Source organism: Micromonospora sp. NBC_00362, from assembly GCF_026342155.1.
In the GTDB taxonomy this organism is placed as follows: domain Bacteria; phylum Actinomycetota; class Actinomycetes; order Mycobacteriales; family Micromonosporaceae; genus Micromonospora; species Micromonospora hortensis.
The window spans coordinates 2124417-2140645 of the sequence record NZ_JAPENH010000001.1; the positions used below are offsets into that span (position 1 = coordinate 2124417).

A 16229-nucleotide genomic window follows, 5' to 3' on the forward strand; every position below is an offset into this window, starting at 1 on the left:
CGGCCACCAGCTATGAATATCGGGTGAGTGCCCATGCCGGTGCGACCCGGCCTCCGCCAGCCCCGGCTCTCCCGGAGCCCGGGGCGGGCAGCCGGACCACGCCGATCGCCGGGTTGGGCTTCCTGTGCCTGGTGGTGGTCCTGTCCGCGTGCACGCCGGCAGGTGACTCGCGCCAGCACGCCACGCCGCCGGCCGACAGCGCGGCGCCGTCGACGGGCGCCGGCGTTGGTGGGCCGCCGTGCACGCCACCGGTCGACACGCTGTCAGCACCGCCGGCGGGCTACCGGTTGGTGGGCGAGGACGTGGCGGTGCCTGACGCCCCGGTGCTGGCGGCGGAAGGTTCCGGAGAGGCCGATCCGGCTGCACGACTGTTCGCCAAATGGGGGCTCGTCGTCCGCGCCGGCATGGTCGTCGACCTGCGGGTGGCGCCGGGCTGGCAGGACAAGGCCCGGCTCGGCTGGGGCGGCACCCGCCCGCCCGCGCCGACCGTCACCGTGCACGCCTGCGCGCCGGAGGGTGGGCAGGCTCAGTGGATGGCCTTCGTCGGGGGCACCTGGGTCGCGCGGGCCGGCTGCGTACCGCTCATCGTGACGTCGAACGGGAAGAACGACCGCGTCAACCTCGGCATCGGCGTCCCCTGCGACAAGACCGCCACGCCCTAGCCCCACCCGGTCGGACGGGTCCGGGTGGACGGCTGGGTCTACTGTCTACACCGCCGACGTACCGATTGTTCGCCGGGAACCCTGCTCAGCCCCGCCGACGCCCTGGACGTTCTGTCGAGAGGTCAACGACATGCTGAAGGCCGAGGATCTTCCCCCGTTTCAGCGAGCCGTGTCCTACGAGTCGCAGCGCGGCCAACGCGTGTACGCCACCCTGATCGCGCTGCGGCTGTCCCTGCTCCTGGTGGCCGCGATCGCGGGAGTCGCCACGTGGAAGCTCGACAATTTCGCCCCGGGCCCGGCGCTCGCGGCGGGCGCCTTCGCCGCCACCTCGATCGTCGAGGTCTTCCTCCTCACCAATCGCCCCAGTGAACGGTGGTACGTCGGCAGAGCCCTCTCCGAATCCATCAAGTCGCTCACCTGGCGATTCACCACCGCGGCTGACCCTTTTCCACGAGGGCGAAGCGACTCGGACAGCGCCGAGGAATTCACCAACCGACTGTTGGGCCTGACCCGGGACATGTCGGCCGCCGCGTTGGCGGCACCCGCGGTGGCGGGGCAACAGATCACGGAAGGAATGCGGACACTACGGGCCGCACCCCTCGATGAGCGCCGCGCCGCGTACCTGACCGGCCGTCTGGAGGCTCAGCGAGCCTGGTACGCCGAGCGATCACTGTCGAATCGGGCGCGGGCGACCCGCTGGTCGGTCAGCATGCTCGTGCTGGAGATCATCGGGGTGACCCTGGCCGTATCGCGGGCTGCCGGGCTGACCGACCTCGACCTGCTCGGCGTGGCCGCCGCTGCGGTCGCGGCCGGCGCGGCCTGGACGCAGACCCGGCAACACGGCGCGGTGGCGACCGCCTACGCCCTGGCAAGTCAGGAGCTTGCCGCCATGGGGTCGCTGGCCACCCGGCTCGGCTCGGAGGCCGAGCTGTCGCGGTTCGTCAACGACACGGAGACGGCGATCTCCCGGGAACACACGATGTGGCGAGCACGCCGACGCTGACGGTGGATCGCCGCCGGGCGGAGGTCGCGACGGCAGAGCGCCGCCGCGACCCCGGTGCACGCCGTGAATCAGGCCGGAGCTCCGGCTGGCGTGGCCTCCTTCTCGTCGGGGCGGGACGCCGCCTCGTCGTCGTGCTCGTCGACCATGGTGGCCTCGTCGAACGGGTCGTTGCCGCTCAGCACCGCTGTCGCCCGCTCCCGGTCGAACTCGCCGGTCCAGGTTCCCACCAGCACTGTCGCGACCGCGTTGCCGGCGAAGTTGGTCAGCGCCCGAGCCTCGGACATGAACCTGTCGATGCCGACGATCAGCCCGACGCCGTCGACGAGGTCCGGCCGGTGCGACTGGAGGCCGCCGGCCAGCGTGGCCAGCCCCGCGCCGGTGACCCCGGCAGCGCCCTTCGACGCGATGATCATGAACAGCAGCAGCGAGATCTGCTCACCGATGGCCAGCGGCTTGCCCAGCGCGTCGGCGATGAACAGCGAGGCCATGGTCAGGTAGATCGCCGTGCCGTCCAGGTTGAACGAGTAGCCGGTCGGCACCGTGATGCCGACGACCGGCTTGCTCACGCCGAAGTGCTCCATCTTGGCGATCAGCCGCGGCAGCGCCGACTCCGACGACGAGGTCGACAGGATCAGCAGGAACTCCCGGCCCAGGTAACGCAGCAGCGAGAAGATCGAGATCCGGGCCACGAACCAGAGCAGCGCGCCCAGGAAGACCAGCACGAAGATCAGACAGGTGGCGTAGAAGCCCACCATGATCTGGGCGAGGCTCTTGAGGGCGTCCACACCGGTCGCGCCGACCACGGCGGCCATCGCGCCGAACGCGCCGATCGGCGCCAGCCACATGATCATGGCGAGGACCTTGAAGACGACCCGCTGGATGACGGTGATGGCGCTGAGCACCGGCTCACCCCGTCGGCCCATGGCCTGGACGGCGAAGCCGACCAGCAGGGCGACCAGGAGCGTCTGGAGCACCTTGCCCTCGGTGAGCGAGGAGAGCAGTGTCGTCGGGATGATCCCGAGTAGGAAGTCGGCCGTTCCGGCGGCCTCGTCACCGGCGGCGGCCTTGCCGGAGCCGACGAGGTCCGGGCCGAGGTTCAGACCCGAGCCGGGGTGGATGAGGTTGCCGACGACCAGGCCAATGGCGAGCGCGACTGTCGACATGGTCAGGAAGTAGCCGAGGGCCAGGCCGCCGACCTTGCCGACCTTCGCTGCCTGCCGCACGGAGCCGACGCCGAGCACGATGGTGCAGAAGATGACCGGGCTGATCATCATCTTGATCAGGTTGACGAAGCCGGTGCCGATCGGCTTGAGTTCCTTGCCGAAATCGGGGGCGACCAGGCCAACCACGATGCCGGCGACCACGGCCACGATGACGGCCAGATACAGGTAACGGGTACGGTCCCGGCGGACCGCCGGTGCCGGGGTGGCGGCGGGTGTGGTGGTGTCCATGTCGACAATGTGAACCGCGTCTCACCCGTTGACAGCCTTGCGGTCATTCTGTTCACCGCGTTGGCAGAAACGGTGGCGCGGCGAGGGAGGTGGTGGAGGTGGCCCGACGCCAGTGGAGCATCGCGGGGCAACTCTTCGCCCTCCAGGCGATGGTGGTGACGCTGCTCGTGCTGGCCGGCGCGGCGGGCGCCGTCTGGCTGGCCCGCAGCGACTCCCGCCAGGCCGCGCAGGAGGAGGTGCTCGCGGTGGCGCAGACCGTGGCCGGCTCCCCCGACGTCCGCGCGGCCCTCACGACAGCCGATCCCGCGACGGTCCTCCAGCCGTACGCCGAATCGACTCGGCAGGCCACGGGCACCGACTTCGTGGTGGTGATGGCCCCCGACCGCACCCGTTTCTCGCACCCGACCCAGGACCGGATCGGCGAGCCGTTCGTCGGTGAGATCGGGCCCGCGCTGGCGGGCCGCGCGTTCACCACCACCAACGTCGGGACGCTCGGCGAGTCGGTGCGCGCTGTCGTTCCGGTGTACGACGAGCAGCGACGCCTCGTCGGTCTGGTCTCGGTGGGCATCACCACCCGCGAGATCGACAAGAAGCTGCTCGGCCAGTTGCCGGTGCTGTTCGGTGTGGTCGCGCCGGCTCTGGCGCTCGCCGCGACGGGCTCCTGGCTGCTCAGCCGCCGGCTTCGTCGCCAGACGCACGGTCTGGGGCCGGCCCAGATGACCCGGATGTACGAGTACTACGACGCCGTTCTGCACTCGGTGCGCGAAGGTCTCGTCGTGCTGACCACCGATCGTCGGGTGGCGCTGGTGAACGACGAGGGCCGCCGGCTGTTGGGGCTCGACCCGGACACGCCGGTGATCGACCAGCCGGTGGCCGGGATCGACCTGCCGCCCGCGGCGGCCGAGCTGCTCGACTCCGGGCGGGACGCCCGCGACGAGCCGATCGTCGCCGGTGACCGGGTGCTCGTCGCCAACCAGCGGACCACCCGCTTCGAGGGCGCGGTGCTCGGCACCGTGCTGACCCTTCGCGACCAGACCGAGCTGCGCACCCTGGCCAGCGAGCTGGATTCGGTGCGCGCGTTGACCGAGGCGTTGCAGGCGCAGACCCACGAGTCGGCCAATCGGCTGCACACGGTGCTGACCCTGGTGGAGTTGGGCCGCGCCGACGAGGCCGTCCGGCTCGGCACCCGGGACCTGACGCTCGCCCAACAGCTGACCGACCGGGTGGTCGGCGCGGTGACCGAGCCGGCGTTGGCCGCCCTGCTGCTCGGCAAGTCCGCACAGGCCGGCGAGCGCGGGGTGGATCTGGTCATCGAGCCGGACTGCCGCCTCGACGACAGTCCGCTGCCGACCGGTGACCTGCTCACAGTGGTCGGCAACCTGGTCGACAACGCCCTGGAGGCGGTGGCCGGTACGCCGCCGCCGCGCCGGGTGCGGGTGTTCGTCGGCGCTACCGACGACGAGCTGGTGGTCCGGGTAGCCGACAGCGGCCCCGGTCTGGCACCGGAGCGGGTCGCCGACGCGTTCCGGCGCGGCTGGTCCACCAAGAGCACCGGCCGCGGCCTCGGCCTGGCGCTGGTCGGCCAGGTGGTACGCCGCCACGGCGGCAGCGCCGAGGTCTGTCGCTCGGACGACGGCGGCAGCCTGTTCACCGTCCGGCTGCCGGGCAGGATCGAGGGGTCATGACCGCCATCCGGGTGCTGGTCGTCGAGGACGAGCCGCTGCTGGCCGAGGCGCACAGCGCGTACACCGAACGGGTTCCCGGTTTCGTGGTGGTCGGGGTGGCGCACTCCGCGCGGGCGGCGATGGCGGCCCTGCGCGCCAACGACGGCGGCGACGTGGACCTCGTACTCCTTGATTTTCGGTTGCCCGACCTGCACGGCCTGGACGTCTGCCGGGCGCTGCGCGCGGCCGGCAGCAGCGTCGACGTGCTCGCGGTGACCTCCGCGCGGGACCTGGCGGTGGTACGCACCGCGGTGTCCCTCGGGGTGACCCACTACCTGCTCAAGCCGTTCACGTTCGCCGCGTTCCGCGACAAGCTGGAGCGGTACGCCGACTACCGCGCCCAGGCGCTCGCCGACGGCGAGGTCGCCGCCCAGCACGAGGTGGACCAGATGTTCGCCACCCTGCGCGGCACCGCCGGGCACAGCCTGCCCAAGGGGCTCGACGCGCAGACCCTCGACCGGGTACGCGCCGCGCTCACCGACGGCACCCGCCCCGAGGTCGGTCTGTCCGCGACCGAGGTGAGCGCGCTGACCGGCATCTCCCGGGTGACCGCCCGCCGCTACCTGGAGTACCTGGTGACCGTCGAACGCGCCGCCCGCACCCCCCGCTACGGCACCCCCGGCCGCCCCGAGGTCGAGTACCGCCCCCGCTGACGCCCCACCGCGTCGATCTTGCATCTTCTGTGGCGACGATTGACCCCAAAAGCGACATTCTCACAACAGTAAGTGCACGATCGACGAACGCAATGGGGGCGAGGCCGGCACCACGCCGAGTACGTCAGGCGATCTGACGGAGGTCGTCACCGTAGTCGAAGATGATCCGCATCCGGGCGCCGAGCGCTCGTGCGTATCGGCTCAGCGTCGCGACCTCGTTGGCCTCCAGGTCACCGTTCTCGATCTGGCTGACCCTGCCGGGCGTGACACCCATCAGCTCGGCCACCCGCCGCTGGGTCAGGCCCAACCGCTTCCGCTCTTCGGCAAGGCCGAACGCACTGATCCACGCCTCGGTACGAGCACGCTCTGCGTCGAGCGCTTCATCGTCCCCGTCATGCAGCTCAGCCCGGATGTGGTTCCAGTCATGGAAGTCGCCCATCAGCCCTCCCGCAGCCAGTCGCGGACATCCGTTGTCGTCTTGATCGCCTAGCCACGTGGCGGCTCATGAGACATGGACCAACTATGGCCTGGCCTCTACACCGCGCGTTGCACCCTATTGCGGTGGCGGGGCGGAGATCCGTTGTTAGACTCATCGGGTTGGGTTAGCGGTACGACCAGGGAGACCAGACATGGCGGGTGACGACGACATCTCCGGGTGAGACCGGACATGTTCGGCCACCGGTTCGGCGCGCGTAGGCGCAGCCGCCGTGGCCATGACGTCGTTCCACCGGTCCCCTTGTCGTCGGGCGGCTGAGGCGCGCCCACCCCACCCTTTGAGGTCACTCGCATGTCTGATGCGTTCGTTGTCTGCTCGAACCTGTCCTTCTCCTGGCCGGACGACACCCCGGTCTTCTCGGAGCTGTCCTTCACCGTCCCCGGCGGTCGCACCGGCCTGGTCGCGCCCAACGGCGCCGGCAAGAGCACCCTGCTGCGGCTGATCGCCGGGGAGCTGCGGCCCAGCGGCGGCAGCGTCACCGTCGACGGTGTGCTCGGCTACCTCCCGCAGACGCTGCCGCTGGTCGGCGACCTGAGCGTGGCGCAGGTGCTGGGCGTGGCCGAGCGGATCGCGGCGTTGCACGCCATCGAGGCCGGCGACGCCAGCGAGGAGCACTTCGCCACCATCGGCGACGACTGGGACATCGAGGAGCGCACCCGCTCGGAGTTGGACCGGCTCGGCCTGGGTGAGCTGTCGCTCGACCGTCGGCTGCACACCCTCAGCGGCGGCCAGGTGGTCTCCCTCGGCCTGGCGGCGCAACTGCTGCGCCGCCCGGACGTGCTGCTGCTCGACGAGCCGACGAACAACCTGGACCTGGAGGCCCGGCACAAGCTCTACGACGTCCTCACCGAGTGGTCCGGGTGCCTGCTGCTGGTCAGCCACGACCGGGAACTGCTCGACCGGATGGACCGCATCGCCGAGCTGGACCAGGGCGAGATCCGCTGGTACGGGGGCAACTTCACCGCGTACACCGAGGCGGTGCAGGCGGCGCGGGAGGTGGCCGAGAGCAACCTGCGCAACGCCGAGCAGGAGGTCAAGCGGGAGAAGCGGGAGATGCAGCAGGCCCGGGAGCGGGCCGACCGGCGGGCCAGCAACGCCTCGAAGAACCTGAAGAACGCCGGCCTGGCCCGGATCGTCGCCGGTGGGCTCAAGCGCAGCGCGCAGGAGTCGGCGGGCAAGGCGCAGGAGACGCACTCGTCCCGGCTCGGTCAGGCCAAGGCCCGACTCGACGAGGCCGGCCGGGCGGTACGCGACGAGGACCGCATCGTCGTGGACCTGCCCGACACCACAGTCCCGGGCGGGCGCACGGTCTTCTCCGGCCAGGGGATGCGGGCCCACTTCGACGACCGGGAGCTGTTCGGCGGCGACGGCGCCGACCTGGTGATCCGGGGGCCGGAACGGATCGCGCTGACCGGGGCGAACGGCGTCGGCAAGTCGACCCTGCTGCGCCTGGTCAACGGTGACCTGCAACCGTCCGGCGGTGAGCTGAAGCGCGGCGAGGGGCGGATCGCGTACCTGTCGCAGCGGCTGGACCTGCTGGACCTCGACCGCACGGTGGCGGAGAACTTCGCCGCGTACGCGCCGAGCCTGCCGGACGCCAAGCGGATGAACCTGCTGGCCCGGTTCCTGTTCCGGGGCGCCCGGGTGAACCTGCCGGTCGGGGTGCTCTCCGGCGGTGAACGGCTGCGCGCCACCCTCGCCTGTGTGCTCTGCGCCGAGCCGGCGCCGCAACTGCTGCTGCTCGACGAGCCGACGAACAACCTTGACCTGGTCAGCGTGGGTCAGTTGGAGAGCGCGCTGTCGGCGTACCAGGGGGCGTTCGTGGTGGTCAGCCACGACGAACGGTTCCTCGCCGAGATCGGCGTGCAGCGGTGGTTGCGGTTGGCCGACGGCCAACTGCGCGAGATCAGCGCCCCCGAGCGGGTCTGAGCCCCTGCGGTCCGGCCGGCGTACGCCGGCCGGACCGAGGCCGGCTCAGCTCACGTTGGCCGGGCCGAGGACGCTCTTCAGGTCACCCATCAGCGCGGTCGTGGCCGCCACCCGGAACGGACCCAGCCGCAGCGTGGTGGTGCGCCCGCCGTTCTGGAGCTTGACGTGCACCTCGGTGTCGCCGGGGTGCAGCACCAGGGTTTCCTTGAGTTTCTCCACCAGCGGTGGTGTGCAGCGGTGCACAGGGATGGTGAGGGTGACCGGCTTGTTGGTGGCGCTGGTGCTGACGTCCGGCATGGACATGTCCATCGCCATGATGCGTGGGGTGTCGTCGCGGCGGTCCACCCGACCCTTGACCACGACGATGGCGTCCTCGGCGATGTACTGCCCGATCACCTCGTAGGTGTTGGGGAAGAACAGCGCCTCCACCCCACCGGCCAGGTCCTCCAGGGTGGCCGACGCCCAGGCCCGGCCCTGCTTGGTGACCCGGCGCTGCACCCCGGAGAGGATGCCGGCGAGGGTGACGACCGCCCCGTCGGGCACCCCGCCCTCCTCGGCAAGGGACGCGATGGTGGTGTCGGCTGCCGCGTTGAGGATGTGCTCCAGACCGAACAGCGGGTGGTCGGAGACGTACAGGCCGAGCATCTCCCGCTCGAAGGCCAACTTGTCGCGCTTGTCCCACTCGCTGTCGCCGATGGTCGGCATCACGGTGGTGCTGCCGGTGTCCGCGTCACCGAAGCCGGCGCCGAACAGGTCGTACTGGCCGACGGCCTCCTTGCGCTTGACGTCGGCGTACGCGTCGATCGCGTCGGCGTGCACCGCGAGCAGGCCCTTGCGGGGGTGGTCGAGGGAGTCGAAAGCCCCCGCCTTGATCAACGATTCGATCGTCTTCTTGTTGCAGACCACCGCGTCCACCTTGGACAGGAAGTCGTAGAAGTCGGCGTACTCGCCCTTCTCCTCCCGGCAGCGCATGATCGAGGCGACCACGTTCGCCCCGACGTTGCGGACGGCGGCGAGGCCGAAGCGAATGTCCTTGCCGACCGGGGTGAACGGCCCGGCCGAGGTGTTCACGTCCGGCGGCAGCACCTGGATGCGCATCCGGCGACACTCGGCCAGGTAGAGCGCCATCTTGTCCTTGTCGTCACCGACGCTGGTCAGCAACCCGGCCATGTACTCGGCCGGGTAGTGCGCCTTCAGGTACGCGGTCCAGTAGGAGACCAGACCGTACGCGGCGGAGTGCGCCTTGTTGAAGGCGTACCCGGCGAACGGCACCAGGACATCCCACACCGCCTGGATCGCCTCGTCGGAGTAGCCGCGCTCGCGGCAGCCGTCCCGGAACGGGATGAACTCCTTGTCGAGGATCTCCTTCTTCTTCTTACCCATGGCCCGGCGCAGCAGGTCCGCCTGACCGAGGGTGTAGCCGGCGAGGATCTGCGCGGCGCGCTGCACCTGCTCCTGGTAGACGATCAGGCCGTGGGTGGGCGCGAGGATCTCCCGCAGCGGCTCCTCCAGCTCCGGGTGGATCGGCGTGATCTCCTGGAGGCCGTTCTTGCGCAGCGCGTAGTTGGTGTGCGAGTCGACGCCCATCGGGCCGGGTCGGTACAGGGCCAGGACGGCGGAGATGTCCTCGAAGTTGTCCGGCTTCATCAACCGCAGCAGCGACCGCATCGGCCCGCCGTCGAGTTGGAACACGCCCAGGGTGTCACCGCGGGCCAGCAGCTCGTACGCGGCCTTGTCGTCCAGCGGCAGGCCCAGCAGGTCGAGCTTCCGGCCGTGGTTCAGCTCGATGTTCTTGACCGCGTCGTCGATGATCGTCAGGTTGCGCAGGCCGAGGAAGTCCATCTTCAGCAGCCCGAGCGACTCGCAGGTCGGGTAGTCGAACTGCGTGATGATCGCCCCGTCGGCGTCGCGGCGCGTCAACGGGATGTGCTCGATGATCGGCTCGGCGGACATGATGACGCCGGCGGCGTGCACACCGGTCTGCCGGATCAGCCCCTCGATGCCCTTGGCCGTGTCGATCACCTTGCGGACGTCCGGGTCGGAGTCGTACAGACCGCGGATCTCGCCCGCCTCGGCGTAGCGCGGGTGCTTGTTGTCGAAGATGCCGGTGAGCGGGATGTCCTTGCCCATCACCGCCGGTGGCATGGCCTTGGTGATCCGGTCGCCGACCGCGTACGGGAAGCCGAGAACCCGGGCGGAGTCCTTGATCGCGGCCTTCGCCTTGATCGTGCCGAAGGTGGCGATCTGGGCGACCTTGTCCTCGCCCCACTTGTCGGTGACGTACTTGATCACCTCGCCGCGCCGACGCTCGTCGAAGTCGATGTCGACATCCGGCATCGAGACCCGCTCGGGGTTGAGGAACCGCTCGAAGATCAGACCGTGCTGGATCGGGTCCAGGTCGGTGATGCCCAGCGCGTACGCGACGAGCGACCCGGCGGCCGAACCACGGCCCGGACCCACGGCGATGCCCTGGTTCTTGGCCCACTGGATGAAGTCGGCGACCACGAGGAAGTAGGACGGGAAGCCCATCTGGTTGATGACGCCCAGCTCGTACTCGGCCTGGACGACGTGCCCCTCCGGGATGCCGTTCGGATAGCGGCGGGCCAGACCGGCGAAGGTCTCCTTGCGGAACCAGGACTCCTCGGTCTCGCCCTCGGGCACCGGGAAGCGCGGCATCAGGTTGTGGAACTCGAACATGCCCTTCGGGTCGACCTTCTCGGCCACCAGCAGGGTGTTGCGGCAGCCCTCCTGCCACAGCTCGGACGAGTCCACAGCGCGCATCTGGTCGGCGCTCTTGATGAAGTAGCCGCCACCCTCGAACCGGAACCGGTTGGGGTCGTCGATGTTGCTGCCGGTCTGCACGCAGAGCAGCACGTCGTGGGCGGTGGCCTGCGCCTCGTGGGTGTAGTGGGAGTCGTTCGTGACCACCGGCGGGATGTCCAGCTTGCGGGCGATCTCGGTGAGCCCCTCGCGGACCCGGCTCTCGATGGAGAGGCCGTGATCCATGATCTCCAGGAAGTAGTTGTCCTTGCCGAAGATGTCCTGGTAGCTAGCGGCAACCTTGAGCGCCTCGTCGAACTGGCCCAGGCGCAGCCGGGTCTGCACCGCGCCGGACGGGCAGCCGGTGGTGGCCATGATCCCCTCGGCGTGCTCGGCGATCAGCTCCATGTCCATCCGGGGCCACTTGACGTAGTGCCCCTCCATGGACGCGCGCGAGTTGAGGGTGAACAGGTTCTTCAGGCCCCGCGCGTCCTTCGCCCACATCGTCTTGTGGGTGATCGCGCCGTTACCGGAGATGTCGTCGCTCTTCTGCTCCGGCCGACCCCACTTGACCCGCGCCTTGTGGTAGCGCGACTCCGGCGCCACATACGCCTCGACGCCCAGGATCGGGGTGATCCCGGCGGCCATCGCCTGGTTGTAGAAGTCGTTCGCACCGTGCATGTTGCCGTGATCGGTGATCGCCACAGCGGACATGCCCAGCCGCTTGGCCTCGGCGAACAGGTCCTTCAGCCGGGCCGCTCCGTCGAGCATCGAGTACTCGGTGTGCACGTGCAGATGCGCGAACGAATCGGCCATGCGTGGCGCCCCCCGGCGGTGTGGATCTTGTTGGTCGGAGCCGACCGGGACCTACCCTACCGAGGTGATCTCGGCGGCTCCACCGTCCGCGCCGACGGTCGTGGCCCTCGTCTCCTGATCGCCGGGGGGTGCGCCTAGGCTCGGAGGATGGCGAGGTACTACGACGTGCACCCGGAGAACCCCCAGCCCCGGGTCATCGGGCAGGTCGCCGACCTGATCCGCGGCGGTGGGCTGGTCGCCTACCCGACGGACTCCTGCTACGCGCTCGGCATCCAGCTGGGCAACCAGGACGGGCTGGACCGGATCCGGCAGATCCGCCACCTCGACGACCGGCACCACTTCACGCTCGTCTGCCGGGACTTCGCCCAGCTCGGTCAGTTCGTCCAGATCAGCAACTCGGTCTTCCGCCTGGTCAAGGCGTCCACCCCGGGCAGCTACACCTTCATCCTGCCGGCCACCAAGGAGGTGCCCCGCCGGATGCTGCACCCGAAGAAGCGGACCGTCGGCGTTCGGGTACCCCGGCACACGGTCACCCAGGCGCTGCTGGCCGAGCTGGCCGAGCCGCTGGTGTCCAGCACGCTGGTCCTGCCCGGCGACGAGGAGCCGATGACCCAGGGCTGGGAGATCAAGGAACGGCTCGACCACCAGCTCGACGCGGTGCTCGACGCCGGCGACTGCGGCAAGGAGCCGACGACCGTGATCGACCTGTCCGGGCCCGAGCCGGAGATCCTGCGCCGGGGCGCCGGGGACGTGTCCCGCTTCGATTGACGCCCTCTCCACCCTGAAGGGCGGAGATTCCGGTCTGCTGCACCCCCGAAGGGGCACGCTCCCGGCGGGTTACCGCTTCGCTGCGCGGTGCCGGCACGGGTGCCGGTCTTACCTGCGCTCCACGGTCGCTGAGGTCCGCCCGTCCGGCGGCCCTGATGTTTCTGGCGGCGTTCACGTCTCGGTCGTGCAGGCTGCCGCATGGGCAGCCCCACGTCCGGACGTTGAGCGCCATCTTGTCGTTGATCCGGCCGCAGTCCGAGCACATACGGGTCGACGGGAAGAACCGATCTACCCGGCTGAAGGGCAGTGCACTAGCTCGCATTTCGGTAGCGCGCCGGTTTCGGGTCGGGTGCCGGACGGTACGGGGCCGCCGCCGCGGCACCTGTCATACGCTCAGGGATCGGCACCGGCGAGCATTGGACACCCGGCATGCCCGACGCGGACGACATCGACGCCCTGGCCCGGTCCGCCGCGCACGGCGACCCGGCCGCGCTCAACGCCCTGCTGGTCGCGGTGCGCCCAGAGGTGTTGCGGCTGTGCGCCAGGTTTCTGCCCAACCGGGAGGACGCCGAGGAGGCCTGCCAGGACACGTTGTTGGCGCTGGCCGGCGGCATCACCCGGTTCGAGGGGCGCTCCTCGTTCCGCACCTGGCTGCACCGGCTGACCGTCAACCGGGCCCGCTCCACGTACCGCACGCTGCGCCGCCGCTGCCGACTGGAGGCCGAGGGCGTGCCGCTGCCCGACCAGGCCGACCCCCGACGGACCAGCGTGGTCGCGGGCACCCGCCTCGACCTGCTCGACGCCTTCGACTCGGTGCATCCCGATCTCGCCGAGGTGGTCGCCCTTCGCGATGTCCTGGGGCTGAGCTACCCCGAGATCGCCGCCCTGCTCGACGTGCCGCTGGGCACTGTGAAGTCCCGGTTGCACCTGGCCCGGCGCCAGGTCCGGCAGCGGCTCGGCGCGGAATGAACCGCAGGTCGTTCCGCCGGGTCGTCGTCGTCCTCGCGGCCACCGTGGGGGTCGCCGCCTGCGGCGCCGACGCCGTCTCGCCCCTGCCCGTCCAACCGGCCGGCCCGACCCTCTCGACCCCGACCCTCTCGCCGCCGTCCCCCTCCGCGGTTCTCCCGATCCCCGCGCCCACCGGGTCGCCATCCCGACCGCCGCCGGCCAGCGCGCGCCCGGCACCGCCCGCACCCACCAGAACACTGGGTACGCCCCGAACGACTCCCCCGCCGACCGACGCGACGCCGGCCTGTCAGGGCGCTGTCCGCTACGACCTGCCGCTCGCCGAGACCGAGATCGAGCTGCTGAAATCGCTCTGCTTCGCCACCGGTGCGGTGCTGCGCATCCAGGGCATCGGGCCGGGGCTCGTCACCGTCGACCGCCCGGAATTGGTCTCCCAGCAGTACGAGGCGGGCGTGGTGGACATCCGCTTCGTCCGCGCCGGCACCGTCGCCGTCACGATCCCCAAGGACGGCCGGGAGCACACCATCACAGTGGTGGTCCGCTAGCCGGGATCGACGCCGGGCGCGGAGGAACTCGGCGGCGGCGACCCCCGGCAGCACCAGACCGGCGGCGACGCCAGCCGGGCCGGGTGGGACCCAGGTACCGCTGAAGATCAACCCGTGGTCACCGAACGCCGTGAGCAGCGCGGCGGCCAACAGCATCAGGCCGAACATGGTGCCCAGGATCAGCGGCGGCTGGGTCACCGCCGGGCCGGTTCGCCGCACCTACCGCAGGCGCACTCCGGCGAGCAGGGTGTCCACGAAGGCGGGTCCGCCGTCCGCGGGCGGGGCGATCTGCACGTACACCAGGGCGGGTCGGCCGGGGTGCAGGGCTGCCGACTCGATGATCTGCGGACGACCCCGGTCGCAGCGGTACGCCACCACTGTCCACTCGACGCCCGCCTGCCAGGTGATTCGGGGCGGCGCGGACGTGCAGTCACCGTGGGTGCGCTCGGCCAGGAACCCGGCCGGCGTGGTGCGTGCCGCCGTGCTGGCGGAGAGGCCCACGAACGCGCCGGGCAGGCGGGGGTCGGTGGCCCACCGACGGGGTTGCGGTGACATCACCAGCGCCGGTTCGGGATCACCGTCGGCACCGTACTGACCGGCCCAGGTGGCACCCGTGGCGGACCAGCCGGGCGGCAACGCCACTGTCAACGGCCCGGCCGTGTACGTGCCGATGACTGGCCGAGCAGACCCGACGCCACCTGCCTCGGCGCCCACCGCACCCACCGCGGCGACGGCCACCGCGGCGGCCCCGGCCAGCCGCAACCGGCGGCGCGCCCTCACCCGGGGTGACGGCTGTCGCCGCACGGGACCGGCCGCCGCAGCCGGGGCGCTCGCGCGGACCAACGCGGCGTGCACCGTCGCGGCGTCGGGGTAACGGTCGGCCGGGCGGTGGGCGGTGGCCCGGGCGAGCACCGCCGCGACCGCCGGAGGCACGTCGTCCCGCAGTCGGAGTTCCGGTGGGTGCCGAGGCGGATCTGATCTGGTCGGGTTCGCGCCGGTGGGGTCGGCGGCCAGCAGTCGGATGCCGAGCCGGCCGAGCCCGTACACGTCGGCGCGGGTGTCGACCATCGCGCCCGGATCGTCCTGCTCGGGGGCCATGTAGCCAGGGGTGCCGGCGCGGGCGGTCAGTCCGGAGGCGGCGGCGAGCGCCTTGGCGAGGCCGAGGTCGGCGATCAGCACCTGTTCCGCGCCGTCGGGTCCGGCGGAGCGGAACAGGATGTTGCCTGGGGTGAGATCGCGGTGCACGACGCCGTGCCGGTGCAGTACGGCGACCCCGGCGCAGATCTCGCCGAGCAGCCGCAGCGCCGTCGGCGTGGGGATCTCGTCAGCGGCCAACCGGTCGCGCAGGCTGCCGCCGTCCGCCCAGGCCAGGACCGCGTACGGGCGGCCGTCGGGCAGCTCACCGACGGCGTGCACCCGGATCAGCCGCTCGTCCTCCAGCCGGCGCAGCAACCGGGCCTCGTCGAGGAAGCGTTCCCGCACTCGTAGGTCGTGGCTCCAGTTCTCGGCCAGCACCTTGATCGCCACGTGCGCGTCGAGCGCCCGGTCGTAGCCCAGCCACACCGTCGCGAACGAACCGACGCCGAGCAGCCGCTCGACGGCGTAGGGCCCGATCCGCAGTGGAGCCGTCACGGTGTCACCCCCGGCCGGCGTTTCTCTGCACAGTAGACCGGGTCGGTCGTGATTCCGACGAACCGTTGGCGTCGGCGCGGTGACTAAGAGGGCAGGAGACCCATCACCGAAGGAGCCACCATGAACCGTCCCGCGATCCTCCTCACCACCGCCGCGTTGGCGCTCGGCACGCTCGTCCCGGCGACCGTCGCCGGCCCGGCGGCGGCAGCACCGCTGGCCGGCGGCGGCGCGCCCGCCTCGGCCCGCGGTCCGCTCGCCGCCGCCGGGCACACCCACCCGCAGGTGCTCGGCGTCGGTGGCGTCGGCGTGTACCGCATCGGCGCCAGCCTGGCGTCGCTCACCACCAACGGGCACCTCGGCTGGACCGTGCCGACCTGCGGCGGAGTGGTGCACGCCGGCGCGACCGGTTCCTGGGCGGGCGTGATCCTGCTGGCCTTCCGCGACGGGCGACTGGTGGAGGTCGGTACGGCAACCGCGCCGCCGCGGTCCCCCGCCGGCGCCACTGTCGGCATGTCCTTCGACGAACTGGAGGCGATCTACGGCCGGCGGGGGTCGCTGATCCGCAACGACGCGGGGGACGCCGAGGCGTACCTGGTCCGGGTCGGGTCGCGGGTGGAGCTGTTCACCGGGCATCCGATCCGGCCGGGGGTCGGCTACTTCCAGGTCGGCCCGGAAAGCTTCGTCGAGCGGAACTTCCGGCAGGGCGTGTCCTGCTGACTTTTCCCAGGTGCGGGGGCGTCCGGCGTCGGCTGGGCGCCCCATACGTCGTGTCGGTCCGGACGGAGGCTAGGCGGACACGATGATGTCGGTGTAGACAACACTGT

Annotated in this window: 13 protein-coding genes and 1 pseudogene; 9 read left to right on the forward strand and 5 right to left on the reverse strand. The window is 71.0% G+C overall.

Going from position 1 to position 16229, the window contains the following annotated elements:
• The first annotated feature begins 23 nt into the window (after positions 1 to 23).
• Positions 24 to 662 (forward strand): hypothetical protein, encoded by a 639-nt coding sequence (locus OG992_RS09725; protein WP_266303025.1) that lies wholly within the window; start codon positions 24 to 26, stop codon positions 660 to 662.
• Between the two features lie 130 nt (positions 663 to 792).
• On the forward strand, positions 793 to 1665 hold the full coding sequence (locus OG992_RS09730; protein ID WP_266303026.1) for a DUF4231 domain-containing protein: 873 nt from the start codon (positions 793 to 795) through the stop codon (positions 1663 to 1665).
• 68 nt (positions 1666 to 1733) lie between these two features.
• Here OG992_RS09730 and OG992_RS09735 read toward each other — a convergent pair whose 3' ends face one another.
• The gene (locus tag OG992_RS09735) at positions 1734 to 3116 is read right to left on the reverse strand and encodes a cation:dicarboxylase symporter family transporter (protein WP_266303027.1); all 1383 of its coding nucleotides are present in this window, start codon (positions 3114 to 3116) and stop codon (positions 1734 to 1736) included.
• 98 nt (positions 3117 to 3214) lie between these two features.
• Here OG992_RS09735 and OG992_RS09740 point away from each other — a divergent pair, with 98 nt between their 5' ends.
• Together OG992_RS09740 and OG992_RS09745 are read left to right on the forward strand one after the other, a co-directional pair.
• Complete coding sequence (locus tag OG992_RS09740; RefSeq protein ID WP_266303028.1) at positions 3215 to 4801, forward strand: sensor histidine kinase; 1587 nt, start codon at positions 3215 to 3217, stop codon at positions 4799 to 4801.
• Positions 4798 to 5493 (forward strand): response regulator, encoded by a 696-nt coding sequence (locus OG992_RS09745; RefSeq protein ID WP_238682980.1) that lies wholly within the window; start codon positions 4798 to 4800, stop codon positions 5491 to 5493. Before OG992_RS09740 ends, OG992_RS09745 begins: the two co-directional genes overlap by 4 nt.
• Positions 5494 to 5617: 124 nt before the next feature.
• On the opposite strand, the gene OG992_RS09750 is transcribed toward OG992_RS09745, so the two are convergent.
• Positions 5618 to 5932 carry a helix-turn-helix transcriptional regulator gene (locus tag OG992_RS09750; protein WP_266303029.1) on the reverse strand — a complete coding sequence of 105 codons (315 nt, stop codon included), beginning with the start codon at positions 5930 to 5932 and terminating at the stop codon, positions 5618 to 5620.
• A 348-nt stretch (positions 5933 to 6280) separates the two neighbouring features.
• Here OG992_RS09750 and abc-f point away from each other — a divergent pair, with 348 nt between their 5' ends.
• Positions 6281 to 7918 carry a ribosomal protection-like ABC-F family protein gene (gene abc-f / locus OG992_RS09755; protein WP_266303030.1) on the forward strand — a complete coding sequence of 546 codons (1638 nt, stop codon included), beginning with the start codon at positions 6281 to 6283 and terminating at the stop codon, positions 7916 to 7918.
• A gap of 45 nt (positions 7919 to 7963) precedes the next feature.
• Here the strand turns inward: abc-f and dnaE are convergent, their stop codons facing one another.
• The gene (gene dnaE / locus OG992_RS09760) at positions 7964 to 11494 is read right to left on the reverse strand and encodes a DNA polymerase III subunit alpha (protein WP_266303031.1); all 3531 of its coding nucleotides are present in this window, start codon (positions 11492 to 11494) and stop codon (positions 7964 to 7966) included.
• 147 nt (positions 11495 to 11641) lie between these two features.
• Between dnaE and OG992_RS09765 the strand changes: the two genes are divergently transcribed.
• The gene (locus OG992_RS09765; RefSeq protein ID WP_266303032.1) at positions 11642 to 12262 is read left to right on the forward strand and encodes an L-threonylcarbamoyladenylate synthase; all 621 of its coding nucleotides are present in this window, start codon (positions 11642 to 11644) and stop codon (positions 12260 to 12262) included.
• A gap of 163 nt (positions 12263 to 12425) precedes the next feature.
• On the opposite strand, the pseudogene OG992_RS09770 reads toward OG992_RS09765, so the two are convergent.
• A pseudogene (locus OG992_RS09770) lies at positions 12426 to 12584 on the reverse strand (zinc ribbon domain-containing protein); the annotation flags it as partial.
• A gap of 107 nt (positions 12585 to 12691) precedes the next feature.
• Here OG992_RS09770 and OG992_RS09775 point away from each other — a divergent pair.
• Both OG992_RS09775 and OG992_RS09780 read left to right on the forward strand, forming a co-directional pair.
• The gene (locus OG992_RS09775) at positions 12692 to 13231 is read left to right on the forward strand and encodes an RNA polymerase sigma factor (protein WP_238682975.1); all 540 of its coding nucleotides are present in this window, start codon (positions 12692 to 12694) and stop codon (positions 13229 to 13231) included.
• Complete coding sequence (locus OG992_RS09780) at positions 13228 to 13773, forward strand: hypothetical protein (protein ID WP_238682974.1); 546 nt, start codon at positions 13228 to 13230, stop codon at positions 13771 to 13773. Before OG992_RS09775 ends, OG992_RS09780 begins: the two co-directional genes overlap by 4 nt.
• 219 nt (positions 13774 to 13992) lie before the next feature.
• On the opposite strand, the gene OG992_RS09785 is transcribed toward OG992_RS09780, so the two are convergent.
• Positions 13993 to 15405: a serine/threonine-protein kinase gene (locus tag OG992_RS09785; protein WP_266303033.1), complete on the reverse strand. Its 1413-nt coding sequence runs from the start codon at positions 15403 to 15405 to the stop codon at positions 13993 to 13995.
• Between the two features lie 120 nt (positions 15406 to 15525).
• Here OG992_RS09785 and OG992_RS09790 point away from each other — a divergent pair, with 120 nt between their 5' ends.
• Positions 15526 to 16122: a hypothetical protein gene (locus OG992_RS09790; protein WP_266303034.1), complete on the forward strand. Its 597-nt coding sequence runs from the start codon at positions 15526 to 15528 to the stop codon at positions 16120 to 16122.
• Positions 16123 to 16229: the final 107 nt, after the last annotated feature.